17 protein-coding genes are annotated in these 17,520 nt (G+C 74.1%); 8 read left to right on the plus strand and 9 right to left on the minus strand.

Annotated elements, in window-relative coordinates; translation table 11 throughout:
• Positions 1 to 34: 34 nt before the first annotated feature.
• A complete protein-coding gene (locus tag EAD89_RS23790) occupies positions 35 to 1,789 on the minus strand; it encodes a DEDD exonuclease domain-containing protein (protein WP_121677268.1) in 1,755 nt (584 codons plus the stop codon).
• 127 nt (positions 1,790 to 1,916) lie between these two features.
• Here EAD89_RS23790 and EAD89_RS23795 point away from each other — a divergent pair, with 127 nt between their 5' ends.
• A complete protein-coding gene (locus EAD89_RS23795; protein WP_121677269.1) occupies positions 1,917 to 3,368 on the plus strand; it encodes an NYN domain-containing protein in 1,452 nt (483 codons plus the stop codon).
• A gap of 69 nt (positions 3,369 to 3,437) precedes the next feature.
• Positions 3,438 to 4,157, plus strand: a complete 720-nt coding sequence (locus tag EAD89_RS23800; RefSeq protein ID WP_121677270.1) for a DinB family protein — start codon at positions 3,438 to 3,440, stop codon at positions 4,155 to 4,157.
• Between the two features lie 44 nt (positions 4,158 to 4,201).
• Here the strand turns inward: EAD89_RS23800 and EAD89_RS23805 are convergent, their stop codons facing one another.
• A complete protein-coding gene (locus tag EAD89_RS23805) occupies positions 4,202 to 4,702 on the minus strand; it encodes a hypothetical protein (RefSeq protein ID WP_121677271.1) in 501 nt (166 codons plus the stop codon).
• A 252-nt stretch (positions 4,703 to 4,954) separates the two neighbouring features.
• Here EAD89_RS23805 and EAD89_RS23810 point away from each other — a divergent pair, with 252 nt between their 5' ends.
• The 4 genes from EAD89_RS23810 (at position 4,955) to EAD89_RS23820 (ending at position 7,791) form a co-directional block, all read left to right on the plus strand.
• Positions 4,955 to 5,173, plus strand: coding sequence for a hypothetical protein (locus EAD89_RS23810; RefSeq protein ID WP_121655034.1), 219 nt, complete (start codon positions 4,955 to 4,957; stop codon positions 5,171 to 5,173).
• A 73-nt stretch (positions 5,174 to 5,246) separates the two neighbouring features.
• Positions 5,247 to 5,414 (plus strand): hypothetical protein, encoded by a 168-nt coding sequence (locus EAD89_RS30545; protein WP_158610770.1) that lies wholly within the window; start codon positions 5,247 to 5,249, stop codon positions 5,412 to 5,414.
• Positions 5,411 to 6,670, plus strand: coding sequence for a M48 family metallopeptidase (locus EAD89_RS23815; RefSeq protein ID WP_121655033.1), 1,260 nt, complete (start codon positions 5,411 to 5,413; stop codon positions 6,668 to 6,670). The genes EAD89_RS30545 and EAD89_RS23815 overlap by 4 nt, the downstream gene beginning before the upstream one ends.
• A complete protein-coding gene (locus tag EAD89_RS23820; protein ID WP_121655032.1) occupies positions 6,667 to 7,791 on the plus strand; it encodes a glycosyltransferase family 4 protein in 1,125 nt (374 codons plus the stop codon). Before EAD89_RS23815 ends, EAD89_RS23820 begins: the two co-directional genes overlap by 4 nt.
• A 10-nt stretch (positions 7,792 to 7,801) precedes the next feature.
• Here EAD89_RS23820 and EAD89_RS23825 read toward each other — a convergent pair whose 3' ends face one another.
• The 7 genes from EAD89_RS23825 to EAD89_RS23855 form a co-directional block, all read right to left on the minus strand.
• Positions 7,802 to 8,470: a 1-acyl-sn-glycerol-3-phosphate acyltransferase gene (locus tag EAD89_RS23825; RefSeq protein ID WP_121677272.1), complete on the minus strand. Its 669-nt coding sequence runs from the start codon at positions 8,468 to 8,470 to the stop codon at positions 7,802 to 7,804.
• 26 nt (positions 8,471 to 8,496) lie between these two features.
• The gene (locus EAD89_RS23830) at positions 8,497 to 9,078 is read right to left on the minus strand and encodes a TetR/AcrR family transcriptional regulator (RefSeq protein WP_121677273.1); all 582 of its coding nucleotides are present in this window, start codon (positions 9,076 to 9,078) and stop codon (positions 8,497 to 8,499) included.
• 282 nt (positions 9,079 to 9,360) lie between these two features.
• The gene (locus tag EAD89_RS23835) at positions 9,361 to 11,019 is read right to left on the minus strand and encodes a bifunctional diguanylate cyclase/phosphodiesterase (RefSeq protein WP_199733610.1); all 1,659 of its coding nucleotides are present in this window, start codon (positions 11,017 to 11,019) and stop codon (positions 9,361 to 9,363) included.
• A gap of 79 nt (positions 11,020 to 11,098) precedes the next feature.
• Complete coding sequence (locus tag EAD89_RS23840; RefSeq protein WP_121677276.1) at positions 11,099 to 11,908, minus strand: SAM-dependent methyltransferase; 810 nt, start codon at positions 11,906 to 11,908, stop codon at positions 11,099 to 11,101.
• Between the two features lie 187 nt (positions 11,909 to 12,095).
• Complete coding sequence (locus EAD89_RS23845; protein WP_007072219.1) at positions 12,096 to 12,764, minus strand: response regulator transcription factor; 669 nt, start codon at positions 12,762 to 12,764, stop codon at positions 12,096 to 12,098.
• A gap of 7 nt (positions 12,765 to 12,771) precedes the next feature.
• The gene (locus EAD89_RS23850) at positions 12,772 to 14,463 is read right to left on the minus strand and encodes a GAF domain-containing sensor histidine kinase (RefSeq protein ID WP_121655027.1); all 1,692 of its coding nucleotides are present in this window, start codon (positions 14,461 to 14,463) and stop codon (positions 12,772 to 12,774) included.
• A gap of 14 nt (positions 14,464 to 14,477) precedes the next feature.
• Positions 14,478 to 16,277 (minus strand): long-chain fatty acid--CoA ligase, encoded by a 1,800-nt coding sequence (locus tag EAD89_RS23855; protein ID WP_121677277.1) that lies wholly within the window; start codon positions 16,275 to 16,277, stop codon positions 14,478 to 14,480.
• Between the two features lie 217 nt (positions 16,278 to 16,494).
• On the opposite strand from EAD89_RS23855, the gene EAD89_RS23860 reads away from it, so the two are divergent.
• Entirely contained in the window at positions 16,495 to 16,950 is a 456-nt protein-coding gene (locus EAD89_RS23860; protein ID WP_074313136.1) for an SRPBCC family protein, read from the plus strand.
• A 31-nt stretch (positions 16,951 to 16,981) separates the two neighbouring features.
• The coding region (locus EAD89_RS23865) for a hypothetical protein (RefSeq protein ID WP_121677278.1) at positions 16,982 to 17,520 on the plus strand (539 nt) is incomplete at its 3' end.

Consider the following 17,520-nt stretch of genomic DNA (forward strand, 5'->3'; position numbering starts at 1 on the left):
TAAGCGAGTCGACGTAGTCCGATCGGTCACTTGGTCATGAGCGTTCGGTCGAGAGTTGGTGGGACGCGCCGCTCTCGGCCTTCGCCAGCAGGTCACGGAAACGCCCCGCGCCACCCGCCGGGGAGGACCAACCGGAGGACATCTCCACCAGTCGGGTCTCCGGTCGCTCCAACCAGGACAGGATGCGCTCGGACTCCTCCGCCGTGGCCGCCGGCACCGGACCGTGCCCACCCGACACCGTCTCGGCGGTGACCCGGATGGAGTTCAGCGTGGGTCGCGGGTGGACGCCGGGCGGGGACACCCCCGCGCCCGCCAACCGCCCGTGCCGGACCAGGGCCAGCTCCCAGCCGCCCCGGGCGGCCGGCCGGGCCGCGGCCAGCTCGACGATCCCGGTCAGCGCGGCCAGCCGCTGCATCCGCACGGTGGCGCGCAGCACCGCCGCCAGCCGGGACCGCACCACGGCAGCCTCCTCGTAGCGCTGGTCGCGGGAGAGCACGTCGATCCGGGCCAGCAGCGCGTCCACCACCGGCTGCGGGTCGCTGGCGGTGGCGTCGCGGAACGGCGTCGCGGCGCGGTGGTCGTACTCCTCGGGGGTGATCTTGTGCTCGCAGGGCGCCGGGCAGCGACCCAGCTCGGCCAGCGCGCAGGCCGGCGTGACGGTGCGCAGGGAGAGCCGGTGCGTGCACTGGCGCAGCGGCACGGCGTCGTGGAAGCCGGCGGCGGCCAGCTCCGCGGCCCGCCGGGAGGTGAAGGGGCCGAGGTAGGCGGTGTCGGTGGGGGAGAGGTCGCGGACCACCGACAAGCGGGGGTACGGCCCGTCGGTCAGCTTGAGCCAGACCATCCGCTCCGGGTATTTCGACCGCCGGTTGTACGGCGGGGCGTGCGCGGCGATCAACCGCAGCTCGCGGACCTCCGCCTCCAGCGAGTGCGCGCACTCCACCGCCTCGACCCGCTCGGCCGCGGCCAGCATCTCGGAGATCCGGGCGCGCTTCTCCCCGGCGGTGAAGTAGCTGCGCACCCGGGTGGCGATGTCGCCGGAGGTGCCGACGTAGAGCGGCCGGTCGTCGGCGGCCCGGAAGATGTAGACACCCGGCACCTTGGGCAGGCCCTCGGCCAGGTGTCGCTTGCGGCGTTGGGTCGGCGTGACCGCCCGGGCGAACTCGATGGCGTCGCCGATCGTGTCGACCCGGTGCCCGCCGAGCCGGCCGATCAGGCCGTGCAGCACGTCGACGGTGGCCTTCGCGTCGTCCAGGGCGCGGTGGGTGGGCTGGGTGGCGGTGCGGAAGTAGGCGGCCAGGGTGCCCAGCTTGCGGTTGGGCACCTCGTCGCGGGTCAGCACCCGGCGGGCCAGCGCCGCCGTGTCCAGCACCCGGGGGTTGGGCCAGCGGTAGCCGTGCTTCGCGCAGGCCGCCTTGAGGAAGCCCACGTCGTAGGGGGCGTTGTGGGCCACCAGGACCGCGTCGGCGATGAACTCCAGGAAGCTCGGCAGCACCTGCTCGATCGGCGGCGCCGGCAGCAGCATGGCCTGGGTGATGCCGGTCAGCACGGTGATGAACGGGGGGATCGGCTGCCCCGGATTGACCAGGGTGGCCAGCACGCCCAACTGCTCGCCGCCGCGCACCTTGACCGCGCCGATCTCGGTGATGCCGCCGCCGTCGGGCGCGCCGCCGGTGGTCTCCAGGTCGACCACCACGAAGGTGGTCGCGTAGAGCGGCAGCGCCGGGTCCACCCCGCCCACCGCCGGGTCGAGACCGGCGAGGGACTCCTGGACGTACTCCGCCTGTGCCATCGGCGGCACGCTAGCGCGCCGGTCCGACACTCCCGTCACAGCGGCCCCACCAGTCGGCATGGGGCTAGGATGAGAGATCGGCTCACTCACCGGGCGGTGGGCCCGGTCGCGGTGGGAGACTTGCCACATGCCCCTCACCGAGCCGTACGACGACCACCTCCCGCAGGAGGATCCGGTCGCGCGCGACGGTGCGGGCAACCCGGACGACAACGTAGTCACCGACCCATCGGACGCATCAGCCCCGACGGCGCCGGACGACGGCCCGGGTGTCGAGCCGGAACCGACACTGCCCGAGCCGGTCCGCCAGCGGATCGTGGCGCTGACCGCCGCGGTGCTGCCCACCCTCCCGGCCGACGAGGTCCCGGTGCCGTTGCGCCGGGTGGCCAAGTTCGCCCCGAACCGGCGGGCCCGGCTCGGTGCCCCGGCCATCGCCGCCCAGCTCACCGCCGACCCACTCTTCCGGCAGCGGGTCACCGCCCGCGTCCTGGCCGACGCCGGTGACCTTGGCGCGGCCGTCGTCGAGGGCACCGCGCCCGCCGCCGCCGACCCGGTCGAGGTGGCCGCGCTGGCCTACCTGGCCCGTCCACGTGGCTGGCGGGAGCTGATCGACGCCAGCGGCGCGGCCGTGCGCGCCGAGGCGGACAGCGCGGTCGTCGCCGAGCTGGTCCGCGAGGCCGAGCAGCGCGCCACCCGCGCCGAGCACGACCGGGCGGTGGCCCGGGTCGAGGCGGAGAAGCTCCGCGACGAGCTGGCCCGCGTCCGTGAGGAGCTGGGTCAGCTCCGCGAGGAGTCCCGGCAGCTGGCCCGCACCCTGCGGGAAACCCAGGCCCGCGAGCGCAAGGCCACCGAGCTGCTGGCCACCGAACGCGGCCGGGCTGCCCGCGCCAGCGCCGACGTGGACGCCGAGCTGCGCCGCGCCCGCGCCCGACTGGCCGAGGCGGAGGCGGCCGCCGGGGTGGCCCGGGCCAGCGCCAAGGAGGCCCGCTCGGTCGACGACGCCCGGCTCTGGCTGCTGCTGGAGACCATCGGTCAGGCCGCCGTCGGGCTGCGCCGCGAGCTGGCGCTCGACCCGGTCGACAAGCTCCCTGCGGACTTCGTCGCCGACGCGTTCGCCGAGCAGCCGGGCACCGCCCCGGCCAGCCCCGCCGCCCGCGCCCGGGACACCGACGACCCGGCCCGGCTCGACCAGCTGCTCGCCCTGCCCCGGGCGCACCTGGTGGTGGACGGCTACAACGTCACCAAGCGCGGCTTCGGCGAGATGTCCCTGGAACAGCAGCGCAAACGCCTGATCACCGGCCTGGGCGGGATCGCCGCGCAGACCGGCGACGAGGTCACCGTGGTCTTCGACGGGGCGGAACGGATGCACGGGCTGCCGCCGGCGCCGCGCGGCGTACGGGTGCTCTTCTCCCGCAAGGGCGAGACCGCCGACGAGCTGATCCGGCGCCTGGTCCGCGCCGAGCCGGCGGGCCGGCCGGTGGTCGTGGTCTCCTCCGACCGCGAGGTCGCCGACGGGGTACGCCGGCACGGGGCGTACCCGCTGGGCGCCGACTCGCTGCTGCGGCGGCTCGCCCGCTCCTGACCGCGCCGGCCCGTGCCTGTCGGACGCGCGCGCTAGCATCGCCGCGACCGCCGGGGGAGGGGAGTCGCGATGATTCAGGACGACGTCACGGTCTTCGTCGACCGAAACCTGCGCGGTGCGCGGTTCACCAGGTCGACGCTGGCGGGCGCGGTGATGCGCGGCGTCGACGTGGCCGGTCTGGACATCGACGCGCCGTGGCTGGCCGACGGCGCGCTCCTGGTCAACGGTGTCGATGTCGTGCCGCTCGTCGAGGCCGAGCTCAACCGCCGGTTCCCCGGCCGCGACCTGAGGCACGCCACCGACCCGGCCGACCTGCGCGCGGCGTGGGCGGCGCTCGAACGGGCCTGGGCGGCGGCGGTCGACCGGGTCCAATCCATGCCCGACGGCGCGGTCGACGTCCCGGTCGGCGGCGAGTGGTCGTTCGCGCAGACGTTGCGGCATCTCGCGTTCGCCGCCGACGCGTGGCTGGGCAAGGCGGTCCTGCGCCTACCGCAGCCGTTCCACCCGCTCGGTCAGTCACACGTCGAGTACGAGACCGACGGCTTCGACATGTCGGTCTTCGCCACGGAGCAGCCGACCTTCGAGGCGGTCCTTGCGGTGCGCGCCGAACGGCAGGCCATGGTGCGCGACTTCCTCGCGACCGCCACGCCGGACCTGCTCGCCGAGTCCCGGCCGAGCGCGTGGTGGCCCGAGCACATCGTGTCCGTCCTGCACTGCCTTCACGTGATCTTCGACGAGGAGTGGGAGCACCTCCGCTACGCACTGCGTGACCTCGACGCGCAGGGCTGACGGCGCGGGTTGGCGGCGGCGCGGGCGCTCGGGGTCGATGCCGGTCACGTGGTCGACAGCCGCCGCGCCAGCTCGCGGCGCAGGACGTCGCGGTCCGGCGTCATCCAGGTGAGCTGGACGACCAGCTCGTATTGCCCGCGTCCGGGTGTCGACCAGTGGCCGGGCTGCATCGGGGGCCGGGTCTGCCGGGGGTCGAGTGGCCTGACCACCAGTCGAGGATCCAGCGCGCCGCGGACCTGGGCGCTTGCCACGTTGGCCCAGTCGATGGTGAGTGTGGTGCCGCCCGGTCCGGTCAGGTGCAGCGCCTCCTCGGTCAACCGCAGGGGCAGGCGAGGTTGACGGCGCATTGACCAGCGGAGCGTCAACGAGGCGGCGACGGCGATGAAGCCGAACCGCAGCAGCACCTGCCACCACGGCTCATCGAACACCACCGCGTAGGCGGTGACGAGGGCCGCGGCGGCGAGCGCGACGAGGACCATGGCGGTGCGGTGTCGGCGCGGCGAGTAGTGGAAGTCCGCGACGGAGGACGCATCGGCGTTGACCACTGTCGTCCGGTGCCCGTGCGGCCGGTGGTCCAAACAGAACGCCGCTCGGCGTGATCGACACGAGATCGGTGACGTCGGGGTGTCCGGCTGGCCGGGATACCCCGATATCGCGGATCTGGAGTGGATCTAGCCCGCAACGGCCGGTGCGGGCGGTTCTGTCGTACCCGGTGGATAACGTCGATGTGACCGACGGTGCTCGGGTGGCGACCACAAGGTGCGCCGGCCGTGCGTCGCGAGCGATCAGGAGGCGTGATGCTCATCGACTGCGACGGGTGCGCGAGGCGGGGTGACGGCTGTTCCGGCTGCCTGCTGGCCGCCCTGTTCGACGAGACGTCGCCGGCGGCCGGTCTGGTCGCCGCCGAGGTCCAGGCGATCGAGGTGCTCGCCCGGGCTGGTTTCGACGTCGAGGTGCTGGCCACGCCCGAGCGTCCCGGCGAGGCCGGCCGTCGCGACACCCGCCGGGTCGCCTGAGCGCGAGACCGCGCCCGAATGCGACCTTTTCGCGGGCCATAGGATGGGCGGTCACGGCGGGAGGAGCGGCGGCATGAGCGGGGTACGACGCGACGACGGCAGGCCGGTCGACGACACGCTCGTCGGCGCTGCGGCGGGCGGCGTGCCCGTCTTTGGCGGCGTGCTCGTTTCCGGCGGTGCGTCCGTTCCCGGCGGCGGTGCCACGGCTGGTCGCGCGACCGGCGCGGCGGTGTCCGCGTGACCCCGCGCGCCTGGGCGCTGCTGACCCTCGCCGGGCTGACCGTCGCGCTGGTGGTGACCGCCGCGCTGCTGATCCCGTGGCACCGGCCGCCCGCGCCCCGGGCCGACCAGCTCGCCGCGCTGGGCGACCTGCCCGCCGAGCAGGTGGCCAAGGGGCGGGAGTTCCGCGCCGCGCTGCGCCCCGGCGGCTACACCGCGCTCGTCGTCGGCCTGCTGGTCGCTCTCGCGCTCGGGCTGACCCCGCTGGGCAGCCGCCTGGTCGAGCTGGTGGGCCGGCCGTTCGGCGGGCACTGGGCCGCGCAGGCCGTGCTCGGCGGGCTGGCCGTGGTGCTCGTCGCCGACCTGCTCACCCTCCCGTTCGCTGCCTGGCGGCAGAGCGTGCTCACCCGCTACGGGTTGAGCACCAACGGCTGGAGCGGCTGGGCGGTCGACCTGCTCAAGTCGTACGCGGTCAGCGCGGTGATCGGCGCGGTGGCGCTGTTCGGCTTCTACGCGGTCATCCGGCTCGCGCCGCGCTGGTGGTGGGCGTTCGGCGCGGGCGGCGCGGCCCTGCTGGTGGTGCTGCTGTCGTTCGTGCTGCCGGTGCTGGTGGAGCCGGTGTTCAACCGGTTCACACCGATGGAGCAGGGCCCGCTGCGCACCGAGCTGATGAGCATGGCCGCCCGCGACGGGGTGCCGGTGCGCGACGTGCTGGTCGCCGACGCCTCCCGGCGCACCAGGGCGGTCAACGCGTACGTCTCGGGTCTGGGGCCGACCAGGCGGGTGGTGGTCTACGACACGCTGCTGCGCGAGGCCACCCCGGCGGAGGTGACCGCCGTGGTGGCGCACGAGCTGGGGCACGCGAAGGACCGGGACGTGGCGGCCGGCACGCTGACCGGGGCGCTCGGTGCCGCCGCCGCGGTGGTGGCGCTCTACCTGCTCGGCTCCTGGGGGCCGCTGCTACGGCTGGCCGGCGTCGACTCGGTCGCCCACCCGCGCGCGTTTCCGTTGCTGGTCGCCCTGGTCACGGTGGCCGGGCTGGTCGCCGCGCCGGTGCAGGCGCTGATGTCCCGGCGGGTGGAGGCACGGGCCGACGCGCACGCGCTCGCGCTCACCCGTGACCCGGTCGCCTTCGAGTCGATGCAGCGCCGGCTCGGCTCGGTCAACCTCGGCGACCCGGACCCGCCGCGCTGGGAATACCTCTACTCGGCCTCACACCCGTCCACAGTGGAGCGGATGGCCGCCGCCCGCGCGTACGCCCGGGAGGCCGGCCGATGAACCGCACGCTGCTGATCACCAACGACTTCCCGCCTCGCCCGGGCGGGATCCAGTCCTTCGTGCACAACCTCGCGGTGCGTCAGCCGGCCGGCTCGGTGGTCGTGTACGCGTCGAGCTGGCGCGGGGCGGCGAAGTTCGACGCCGACCAGCCGTTCGAGGTGATCCGGGAACGCACCCGGGTGCTGCTGCCCACTCCGCTGATCGCCCGTCGGGCGGCGCGGCTGGCCCGCGCGTACGACTGCGACACCGTGTGGTTCGGCGCGGCGGCCCCGCTCGGGCTGCTCGCCGCCGGCCTGCGTCGGCGGGCCGGGGTGCGCCGCGTCGTGGCGCAGACCCACGGCCACGAGGTCGGTTGGGCGGCGTTGCCCGCCGCCCGGCCGGCGCTGCGCCGGATCGGTCGTGGCGTCGACGTCACCACCTACCTCGGCGAATACACCCGCAGCCGGCTCGCCCGTGTGCTGGACGGGCTGACCGAGCTGCGCCGGCTGGCGCCCGGCGTCGACGTGGACACCTACCACCCGACCGTGGACGGCGAGCCCGTCCGGGCCCGGCTGGGGCTGACCGACCGGCCGGTGGTGGTCTGTGTGTCCCGGTTGGTGCCGCGCAAGGGGCAGGACATGCTGATCCGGGCGCTGCCGGAGATCCGCCGCCGGGTGCCCGACGCGGCGCTGCTGATCGTCGGCGGCGGGCCGTACCGGGCGACCCTGGAGAAGCTGGCCCGGCAGGCCGGGGTGGAACGGGACGTGGTCTTCACCGGTTCGGTGCCGGCGGCCGAGTTGCCGGCGCACTACGCGGCCGGCGACGTGTACGCGATGCCCTGCCGCACCCGCAACCGTGGGCTGGACGTGGAGGGGCTGGGCATCGTCTATCTGGAGGCGTCCGCGACGGGCCTGCCGGTGGTGGCCGGTGACTCCGGAGGCGCGCCGGATGCGGTGCGCGAGGGGGAGACCGGCTACGTGGTCCGTGGCCGCGACGTCGCCCAGCTCGCGGACCGGGTGGCCCGGCTGCTCGCCGACCGGGACCTGGCGCGCCAACTGGGCGCGGCGGGTCGCGCCTGGGTGGAGCGGGAGTGGCGCTGGGAGGCGCAGGCGCAGCGGATGGCGGCCCTGCTCGCCGGCTGACCCCCGCGCTTCAGGTGGCAGTCGACCGGGGCGGGGCGTAGCGCGGCACGTACTCCTGGCCGGTGAGCCGCTGGATCGCCGCCATCACCTCGTCGGTGATCGTCCGGATGTCGCGTGGGCCGTTGATCCGGCCGGCGACCGGGATCGGCGGGCCGAAGCGCAGGCTGACCGGGTGCCGGCGCGGCAGCCGCGCGTCGACGGGCAGCACCTCGGCGGTGCCGAGCACGCCGACCGGGATGATCGGCACCTCGGCGTCGCGCGCCAGTCGGGTCATGCCGACGCGGCCCCGGTAGAGACGCCCGTCCGGGGAGCGGGTGCCCTCGGGATAGACGGCGACCAGGCCGCCGGCGCGCAGCACCGGCACGGCGGCGTCGAGGGCGCTGAGGGCGGCCCGGCCGCCGGCGCGCTCGACCCGGATCGCGCCCATGCCGGCGACGATCCGCCGGTTGAGCCAGCCGCCGGGACCGCGGCCACTGAAGTACTCGGACTTGGCCCAGAAGGTGACGTGCCGTGGCGTCACGCTGACGAGGAACAGCTCGTCGGCGACGGAGAGGTGGTTGCCGGCGAGGATCGCGCCGCCGCGCCGGGGCAGGTGTTCGAGCCCTTCCACGCGCGGCCGCCAGCCCAGCCGCAGCGTGGTGCCGACGGTCAGCTTGGTGAGGTCGTACAGCAGGGGCACGTGTCCTCCGGTGCGGATCGGATGGGTCAGTCGGGGGCCGGGCCCAGGTGGGCGTCCAGCGCGGCGTGCAGCAGGGCGTCGTCCTCGGTGGTGCCCGTGGCCAGCGGCAGGCTGCCCCAGGCCCAGAGCTGGGCTATGCCGTGCAGGTTGGCCCAGAGCGCGCCGGCGAGCACCGGGGCCGGTGCGTCGGTCGGCCGGCGTACCTGAGCCACCAGGTCGGCCAGGACGGCGAACAGGGGCAGGCTCGTCTCGCGCAGCTGTAGCCGACCGCTGTCCAGGAGGTCGTGCCGGAACATCAGCTCGAACATCCCGCGGTGCGCCGCCGCGAAGTCGAGGTACATCCGGCCGAGCGCGACCAGCCGGGCGCGCGGGTCGGAGCCGGCCGCGCGCATCGTCTCCTGGACGCGGGCGGAGAGGTCGGCGAAACCCTCCCGCGCGATGGCGGAGAGCAGGTCGACGTGGGTGGGGAAGTAGCGCCGGGGTGCGCCGTGCGAGACACCGGCCCGGCGGGCGATCTCCCGCAGTGACACCGCCGACTGGCCCTCGCGCAGCACCAGGTCCACCCCGGCGGCCACCAGTCGGGCCCGGACGCCCGCGTCCTCACTCATAGACAGTGTCTACCACCCTGGCGTAGACACTGTCTACTCTGCTCCGGCCCGCCGATGCCCGACGGCACGGGACGCGGCCGTCGGTGTCTGGGCGCTCGCCCTCTCAAGCGGTATACCTCAGTCATAAATATGCCTGTGAGGTATGGCGGTTGTCCGACCGCACGGCCCTGAGGGGCTGCACTCGACCGGCGGCAGCGGGAGGTCAGTGGACCGGCGGCAGCGGCAGGTCACGGCAGTGCCGGGCGGCAGTGACGGGGCGGCAGTGCTGGGGCGGTGCGGTGGTCAGCGGATGCGGGCCAGGATCCGATCGGCGGGGGCGGGCCGGCCGAAGTGCCAGCCCTGGGCGGCGTCGCAGCCGATCGCCCGCAGCCGCTCGGCCTGCCCGGCGGTCTCCACCCCCTCGGCGGTCACCGTCAGGTCCAGTGCGTGCGCCAGCGAAACCAGCGAGGCGAGGATCCGCTCGTCGGTGCGTCCGACCGACGGCGACCGCAGCCCGGCCACGAACTCCCCGGCCACCTTCAGCTCGGTCACCGGCAGGTCCCGCAGGTACGCCAGATTGCTGTAGCCCGTGCCGAAGTCGTCGATGGCGATCCGTACGCCGAGGTCCGCCAGGACCCGCAGGGCGCGCACCGGCTCCTTGGCCGTGCTCATCATCGTGCTCTCGGTGATCTCCAACTGGAGTCGCTCCGGCGGCAGCCCGGTCTGTCGCAGCAGGGCGCGCACCTCCTGCACCAGTCCGGGCCGGTGCACCTGCCGGACCGCCAGGTTCACGCTCACGAACGGCGCGGCCGTCCCGCCGGCCGACCAGGCCTCCGCCTCCCGGCACGCCTCGGCCAGCACCCACCCGCCCAGCTGCACGATCAGCCCGGTCTCCTCGGCCAGCCCGATGAAGCTGTCCGGCCGCAGCACACCCAGCTCCGGGTGGCGCCAGCGAACCAGCGCCTCCACGCCGATCAGCCGGCCGTCGCGAAGCGAGGTCAGCGGCTGGTAGTCGAGGTAGAACTCGCCTCGCTCCAACGCGGCCGGGATGGCCGCGGAGAGCGCGTACCGGGCCAGCTCACGTCGGTTGCGCTCGGCGTCGTAGAGCGCCCAGCTCGCGCCGCCGGCCGACTTCGCCCAGTGCAGGGTGCTGTCGGCGGCCCGCATGAGGTCACTGGGGTTGGCGCCGGCGACCTGGCGCTCGACGATGCCGATGCTCGCCGAGACCTGGAGCTCGTGCCCGTCCACCAGTGCCGGTGTCCGGACGGCGGCCAGCGCGGCTTCGGCCACCGCCACCATGTCGTCGGTGCCGCCGCTGCGCTCCACCAGGATGACGAACTCGTCCCCACCGAGTCGGGCCACCAGGTGCTCGCCCACGGTCTGGCACAGCCGCTCGGCCACGGTGATCAACAGTCGATCGCCGGCCTGGTGCCCCAGCGTGTCGTTCACGACCTTGAACCGGTCCAGGTCGAGGAAGCACACGCCGACCCGCTGCGCGCCCCGGCCCGGCTCGTTGAGCGCGGCGGTGAGCCGCTCGGTGAATAGCGTCCGGTTGGGCAGGCCGGTGAGGGGGTCGTGGGTGGCCTGGTGCCGGAACCGCGCCTCGCTGGCCCGTAGCGCCCGCTCGGCCTGCGTCCGGGCCATCATGGCGGCCCTGCGGATCGACTCCTGCTCGTCGAGCGTCCGGTCCCGCAGGGCCCGCGCGTAGCCGGTCGCCACGGCGGCGAGCAGCCGCGCCAGCCGGTCCTCGACCTCCTCGGCCACCAGCCCCAGGTCGCGGATCAGCCGGAGTTGGATGACCTCGACGGTACGGCCCAGCCCCTCCGCGGAGGCGATGTGCGCGGCGACCAGTTCGGCACCCACCCGATGACCGGCGCGGAGGTCGAACGGCTCGGCGAGCAGCGCGCCGGCCAGCTGCCCGGTGAGCCGGTGCAGCAGGGTCTCCAACTGGGCCTGGGTCATCGGCAGGTAGCTGGTGCCGGAGACGGCCTTGGCCCAGGCCCTGGCGAACGTGCCCGGGCAGGTGGTCGCCCCGGGCGACTCAGCCACCGAGGCGCCCGACGCCGCCCATGAAGACAGCGCGCTCGGCGTCCTCCGCGCTCTCCGGAGTGTCCGGCCGCCACTGCGGCACCCAGACCACGCCCGGGTCCAGCAGTTCGAACCCGTCGAAGAGCGCGGTCAACTCGGCCCGGCTGCGGACCCAGAGCGGGTTGTCGGTACGCCGGTAGACCCGCTCCGCCTCGGCCCGCTCGTCCTGGCTGCGCCCGTCGTCGCTGGCCTGCGACAGCACCAGGTAGCTGCCCGGGGCCAGCGCCTCGCGCAGGGTGCGCAGCAGCTCCGACGGACGGTCCTCGTCGGAGACGAAGTGCAGCACGGCCACGATCATCACGGCCACCGGCTGGTCCAGGTCGAGCAGCTTGCGGACGTCGGGGTGGGTCAGGATCTTCTCCGGGTGCCGCAGGTCCTCCTGCACCACCACCGCGCGGTCGTTGCCGGCCAGGATCTCGCGGCTGTGCGCCACGGCCACGGGGTCGACGTCCACATAGACGACCCGGGACTCCGGGTCGAGCCGCTGGGCGATCTCGTGCACGTTCCCGACCGTGGGAATGCCCGAGCCGATGTCCAGGAACTGCCGGATCCCCGCCTCGGCGAGATGGTGCACCGCCCGGCGCAGGAACGCCCGGTTGGCCTGGGCCATCAGGGGCGCCTCCGGCACCGCGGCCACCATCGCCTGCGCCGCGGCCCGGTCGGCCGCGAAGTTGTGGGAGCCGCCGAGGTAGTAGTCGTACATCCGCGCGACGCTCGGGCGCTCGATGTCGATGGTCTCGGGTGCCCAGTCCGGCCGCTGCATGCGATCACCCTTCGAGTCCGCGACGCGGGCGTCGTCGCCCGCGCGGGTATTGTGCCCCGCACGTTCCCGCCAGACCATAGCGCGCCGCGAGGTTCCCGCCGACGTCGGTCGATACGCGAAGGTCCGCGCCGGCCGGAGCTGGCGCGGACCTTCGGTCCCGGCGTCCCGCTCGACGAGCGGGGGCGGGTCAGAACTTCGGGGCGTCCGGCGCCTCGAGCAGGCCGAGCCGGAGCGCGGTCATCAGCGCCTGCGCCCGGTTGGCCGCACCGAGCTTCTCGTACAGCTTGGAGATGTGCGTCTTGGCCGTGGACTCGCTGACGAACAGCTGCTTGGCGATGCCGGCCACGCTCATCCCGTCGGCGAGCAGCCGCAGGACCTGCCCCTCCCGCGGGGAGAGCTGCGGACCGGACGGGGCGAGCCGGCGCTTCATCGCCTCGGCCAGGTCGGCCGCGGTGAACGCGCTCGGCGAGGAGGCGGCGTGCCGCGCGGCGGCCACCACCTCGTCGGCCGGGGCGGTCTTCGGCACGAAGGCGCTCGCGCCGGCCTCCAGGGCGCCGAAGAGCTGGTCGTCGCCGGCGTACATGGTCAGCACCACGATGCCCATCGAGGCGCTGGACTTGCGCAGCGCCCGGGTGGCCTCGAGGCCGCTGCCGTCGGGCAGCCGGAGATCCATGATCACCACGTCCGGCTGAAGCGCACCGGCCTGGCGTACCCCCTCTGCCGCCGTGGCGGCCTCACCGACGACCTCGAACTGACGGTCGCGCTCGAAGGCGTGCCGCAGGCCCTTGCGAATCAGGTCGTGGTCGTCGACAAGGAGGACCTTGGTGCGGGTGGCCGGTGTCGGACTGGTGGTCATCCTCGGGTTACTCCCCTTCTGCTGCTGCGCTACCGCGCAGGTTATCGCGCCGGGGCGAGGTGCCGAGAACCACCGCCACGGTTGTGCCGCTCGGTTGCCGGGGCCTGATCTCCAACCGGCCCCGGATACGTTCCGCCCTCTCGGCCATGATCGCAAGACCGTACCGCCCGTCGGGCCGCTGGTCAGCCATCCCCTGACCGTCATCCGACACTTCAATTTGCGCGTACGGCGGGTCCACCTCGCACGTGACCCAGAGATTGGAGGCCCCGGCGTGCTTGCGCGCGTTGGTGACCGCCTCCTGCGCGATGCGCAGCAACTCGGCCTCGGTGGCCGCCGGCAGCCGCGCGGTGGACTCGTCCAGCGACAGGTGCACCCGCAGCCCGCCGGAGGCGCCCACGGTGCGCGCGTACTCGGCGATCGCAGCGGCCAGCCCGCCCTGCCGGTCCACCTCGCTGCGCAGCTCGAACAGGCTCAGCCGCAGCTCGGTGATCACCCGGGTCACCTCGCCGCGCAGCGTACGCAGCGCCTCGGCGGTCTCGTCGGCGTCGTCGAAGACGGTGGCCAGGGCATTGTCGATGCCGTAGCCGACCATCACCAGCTCCTGCGCCACCCCGTCGTGGATCTCCCGTGCCAGGCGCTGCCGCTCCTCGTTGGTGGCCAGCGAGCGGACCTCGTCGAAGAGCAGCGCCGCCTCCAGGCGCAGCGCGGCCGGCCGGGTCAGCGCGGTCACCCGGGACACCACCGGCGGCGGGTACGCCTGCGCGGCGTCCGCCTCCAGCACCACCAGCCCCACCGTGCGCACCCCGGCGACCAGCGGAACGATCAACGCGGAGACGTCGCCGCCCCGGTGCGAGCGGGACTGCGACCGCGCGGCCGTCGTGGCCTGCTGGCTGGCCCAGGCGTCGGCGATCGCCGAGTCCGCGTCCAGCGTCGTCTCCCAGTCCACCCGGTCCAGCCCGGCCTGGGCGAGCACCACGAGCCGGCCGCCGCCACTGGCCGACAGCACCGCCCCCCGGTCCGCCCGCGCCACCGTGCGCAGCTCCTCCAGCAGGTGCTCGGAGATGCCGCCCGGGTCCAGGGTCGCCCCGGGAAGCTGCCGGGCCACCGTGCGGAGCTGGGTCAGCAGCCGGGTCGCCTCGGCGTACGGCTGGGGTTTGCCCTCACCGCGTACCGCCATCACCCGGTGCAGCGTGCCGGCGGCGTAGAGGCCCAGCGCGGCGAGGATCAGCCACTGCGCGCAGACCGCGAGGTAGCCGAGCTGGCCGAGCTGACGCTCCCCGCCGACCTCGGTGAGCGCCCCGCTGACCAGCAGGGTGGCGGCGGTGACCGCGAGCAGCGCGGCGCCCTCGGAGAAGCGGCGGCGCAGCGCGGTGACGGTCACCGGCACCGCCAGGTAGGGCAGCACCGCCGAGGCGCCGAGCCCGTCGACCGTGCCGCCGATCGACGCGACCGCGGCCACCTGGCTCGCGGCCAGCCCCAGCACGATCACCTCGGCCACCCGGCTCAGCGGCCCGATCAGCCGGTGCTGAGGGGCCAGCAGCGAGGGCAGCCCGGCGATCGCCAGCAGCGCGATCCACCACAGCTGGGTGACGTCGCGGGTGGCGAACAGGGTCAGGATGGCGACCAGCGCCAGCATCACCAGGCGGGCGGCCGCGGCGAGGGGATGCGGGTGTGGTGCGGCGGATGTCGATGCGGGCACGTGACGGATGGTAGTCAGCCCCGGTAGATATCGGCGATCTCCGCCGCGTACGTCTTGTGGACAACCTGCCGCTTGACCTTGAGCGACGGGGTCAGCTCGCCGGTGGCCTCGGCGAAGTCGCGGGGCAGGACGCGGAACACCTTGATCGCCTCGGCCTTGGAGACGGCCCGGTTCGCGCTGTCGATCGCGGACTGGATCTCCGAGCGCAGGCCCTCGTGCTCGCGCAGCTCCTCGACCCGGGTGTCGGCGGGCAGCCCGGCCGACTCCAACCAGGCGGGCAACGCCTCCTCGTCGATGGTGACCAGGGCCGCGATGAACGGCTGCCGGTCGCCGACCACGACGCACTGGCTGATCAGGGGGTGGGCGCGGACCTGGTCCTCCAGCACCGCCGGGGCGACGTTCTTGCCGCCCGCGGTCACGATCAGCTCCTTCTTCCGGCCGGTGATGCTGAGGTAGCCGTCGGTGTCGAGCTGGCCCAGGTCGCCGGTGCGGAACCAGCCGTCGGCGGTGAGCGCCTCGGCGGTCGCCGCCTCGTTGTGCCAGTAGCCCTGGAAGATCAGGTCGCCGGAGATCAGGATCTCGCCGTCGTCGTCGATCCGGATGGTCACGCCGGGCAGCGGCCGGCCGACGGTGCCGATCCGGGTGCCGGTGGGCAGGTTCGCCGCCGCGGCGGGCGAGGTCTCGGTCAGCCCGTAGCCTTCGAGGACCGTCACGCCGATGCCGCGGAAGAAGTGGCCGAGTCGGGCGCCGAGCGGCGCGCCGCCGGAGATGGCGTCCCGGCACCGGCCGCCGAGCGCGGCACGCAGCTTGCCGTAGACCAGCCGGTCGAAGACCGCGTGCTGGGCGCGCAGGGCCAGGCCGGGCCCGCGGGAGGTCTCCAGCGCCTCGCTGTACGCGATGGCGACCTGCTCGGCGCGCGCGAAGATACCGCCCTTGCCGTCGGCCTCGGCCTTCTGCTTGGCCGCGTTGTAGACCTTCTCGAACACCCGGGGGACGGACAGCACGAAGGTCGGCCGGAACTCCTGCAGCTCGGCGACCAGGTTCCTGGTGTCGGCGCTGTGCGCCATGGTGGCGCGGGCCTGCACCACGCCGATCTGGATCAGCCGGGCGAAGGCGTGCGCCAGCGGCAGGAAGAGCAGGGTGGAAGCGCCGGGGTGGAACAGGTTGGGCAGCACCGGCACCGCGTTGGCGATGTCGGCGTACATGTTGCGGTGGGTGAGCACGCAGCCCTTGGGTCGGCCGGTGGTGCCGCTGGTGTAGATGATCGTGGCCAGGTCGTCGGCGCGGGCCGCCTTGCGGCGCTGCTCCACCTCGGCCACGTCGACCGCGACGCCGGCCGTGACCAGCTCGTCGACCCCGCCGCGGTCGAACTGCCAGACGCGCTCCAGCTCGGGCAGCCGGTCCCGGACGTCGGCGATCAGGCCGGCGTGCGCGTCGGTCTCCACCACCACGGCGACCGCGCCGGAGTCGGCGAGGATCCAGGCGGCCTGCTCGGAACTGGAGGTCTCGTAGATCGGTACGGTGACCGCTCCGGCCGCCCAGATGGCGTAGTCCAGCAGCGTCCACTCGTAGCGGGTGCGGCTCATCAGCGCGACCCGGACGCCCGGCTGGATGCCGGCGGCGATCAGCCCGCGGGCCACCGCCACCACCTCGTCACGGAACTGCCGGCAGGTCACGTCCGTCCAGGTCGTGCCGTCGGTACGGCGGACGAACTGCACGGCGTCCGGCGCGACCTCGGCGTTGTCCCAGACCGGATCGGTGAGGTTGGCCGCGTCGCCAACGGTGACGATCGGCGGAACGGAGAACTCGCGCACCTGCACTCCTTCGTGCTTCCACTGGTCGGGTCGGCCGCCGTGGGCGTCGGCTCTGTCGAAACCTACCGGGCGGTCGGGTCGCGTGGAGTAGGCAGGATGGTCGGTCGGGCATCTGGTGGTCGGTCCACGGCGCGCCGTCGGGTGTCGAGCCCGCGTCGCCCCGCGCGGTGAGGGGCGGCGTGGCGCGCTGGCGGTGCCCGCCGGGTAGCCTCCCCCCATGGCGGACTCCTCCACCCAGTCGATCATCATCGGCGCGTCACCGGACCGGGTGACGGCGGTCATCTGCGACTTCGCGCGCTACCCGGAGTGGACCGAGGCGGTGCGCCGGGCCGAGGTCATCGAGGAGTACGAGGACGGCTACGCCAGCCAGGTGCGGTTCACCATCGACGCCGGGGTGATGGCCGACGAGTACGTGCTCGCCTACGAGTACGCCGAGGACCTGTCCCGGATCGAGTGGCACCTGGTGGCGCCCTCGAAGATGCAGAAGAGCCAGCGCGGTTCGTACGACCTGGTGGGCAACCCGGACGGCGGCACCACGGTGACCTACACCCTGGAGGTCGAACTCTCCGTGGGCATGCTCGGCATGTTTCGGCGCAAGGCCGAGAAGATGATCATGGACACCGCGTTGAAGCAGCTCAAGCACCGGGTAGAAGCACCCGGTGCGGCGCAGTGACGCGGACGGCGGCACGGTAGAGGAGCCGACCATGGGCGGAACGGATCCGGGTTCGGCCCGGGAAGAGGCGGAGCGGCTGGTCGCCACCCTGCTCGCGGGGGCGCGGCTGGCCTCCGCCGGCTCGGCGGGCGGCGCCTGGAGCCCGCTGGGCGGGATGCTGGCCGGTGTCCTCGGTCACAGTGCCGCCCCCGGTGGTCAGTCCGGCGCCGGTGGCGGTTTCGCCACCGGATCCGCCGAATGCTGCGTCTGTCCGGTCTGTCGGGGCATCGCCGCGTTGCGCGACCCGAGTCCCGAATTCGCCGAACGACTGGCCACCGGCGCCGGTGACCTCGCGGCGGGCGTGGCCAGCCTGCTCCGGGCGTTCGCCCCGGCGGAGCCGCCCGCGACCAGCCCGCCGGGGCCACCCAGCCAGCCCCGGGACGCGCCCGCCCCGGCCACCGGCGCCGACGGCCCGGAGCCCGCGCCAGCCGACCCGTCCACCGGGTCCGGTGACGACCACGTGTGGCGCGATGCCACCCGTACCGGGCATGATTCTCAGCCGGCGCCGGAGCGGGACGTCTGGTCGGTCGC

The sequence above is a fragment of the Micromonospora sp. BL4 genome (assembly GCF_003667505.1).
GTDB lineage: Bacteria > Actinomycetota > Actinomycetes > Mycobacteriales > Micromonosporaceae > Micromonospora.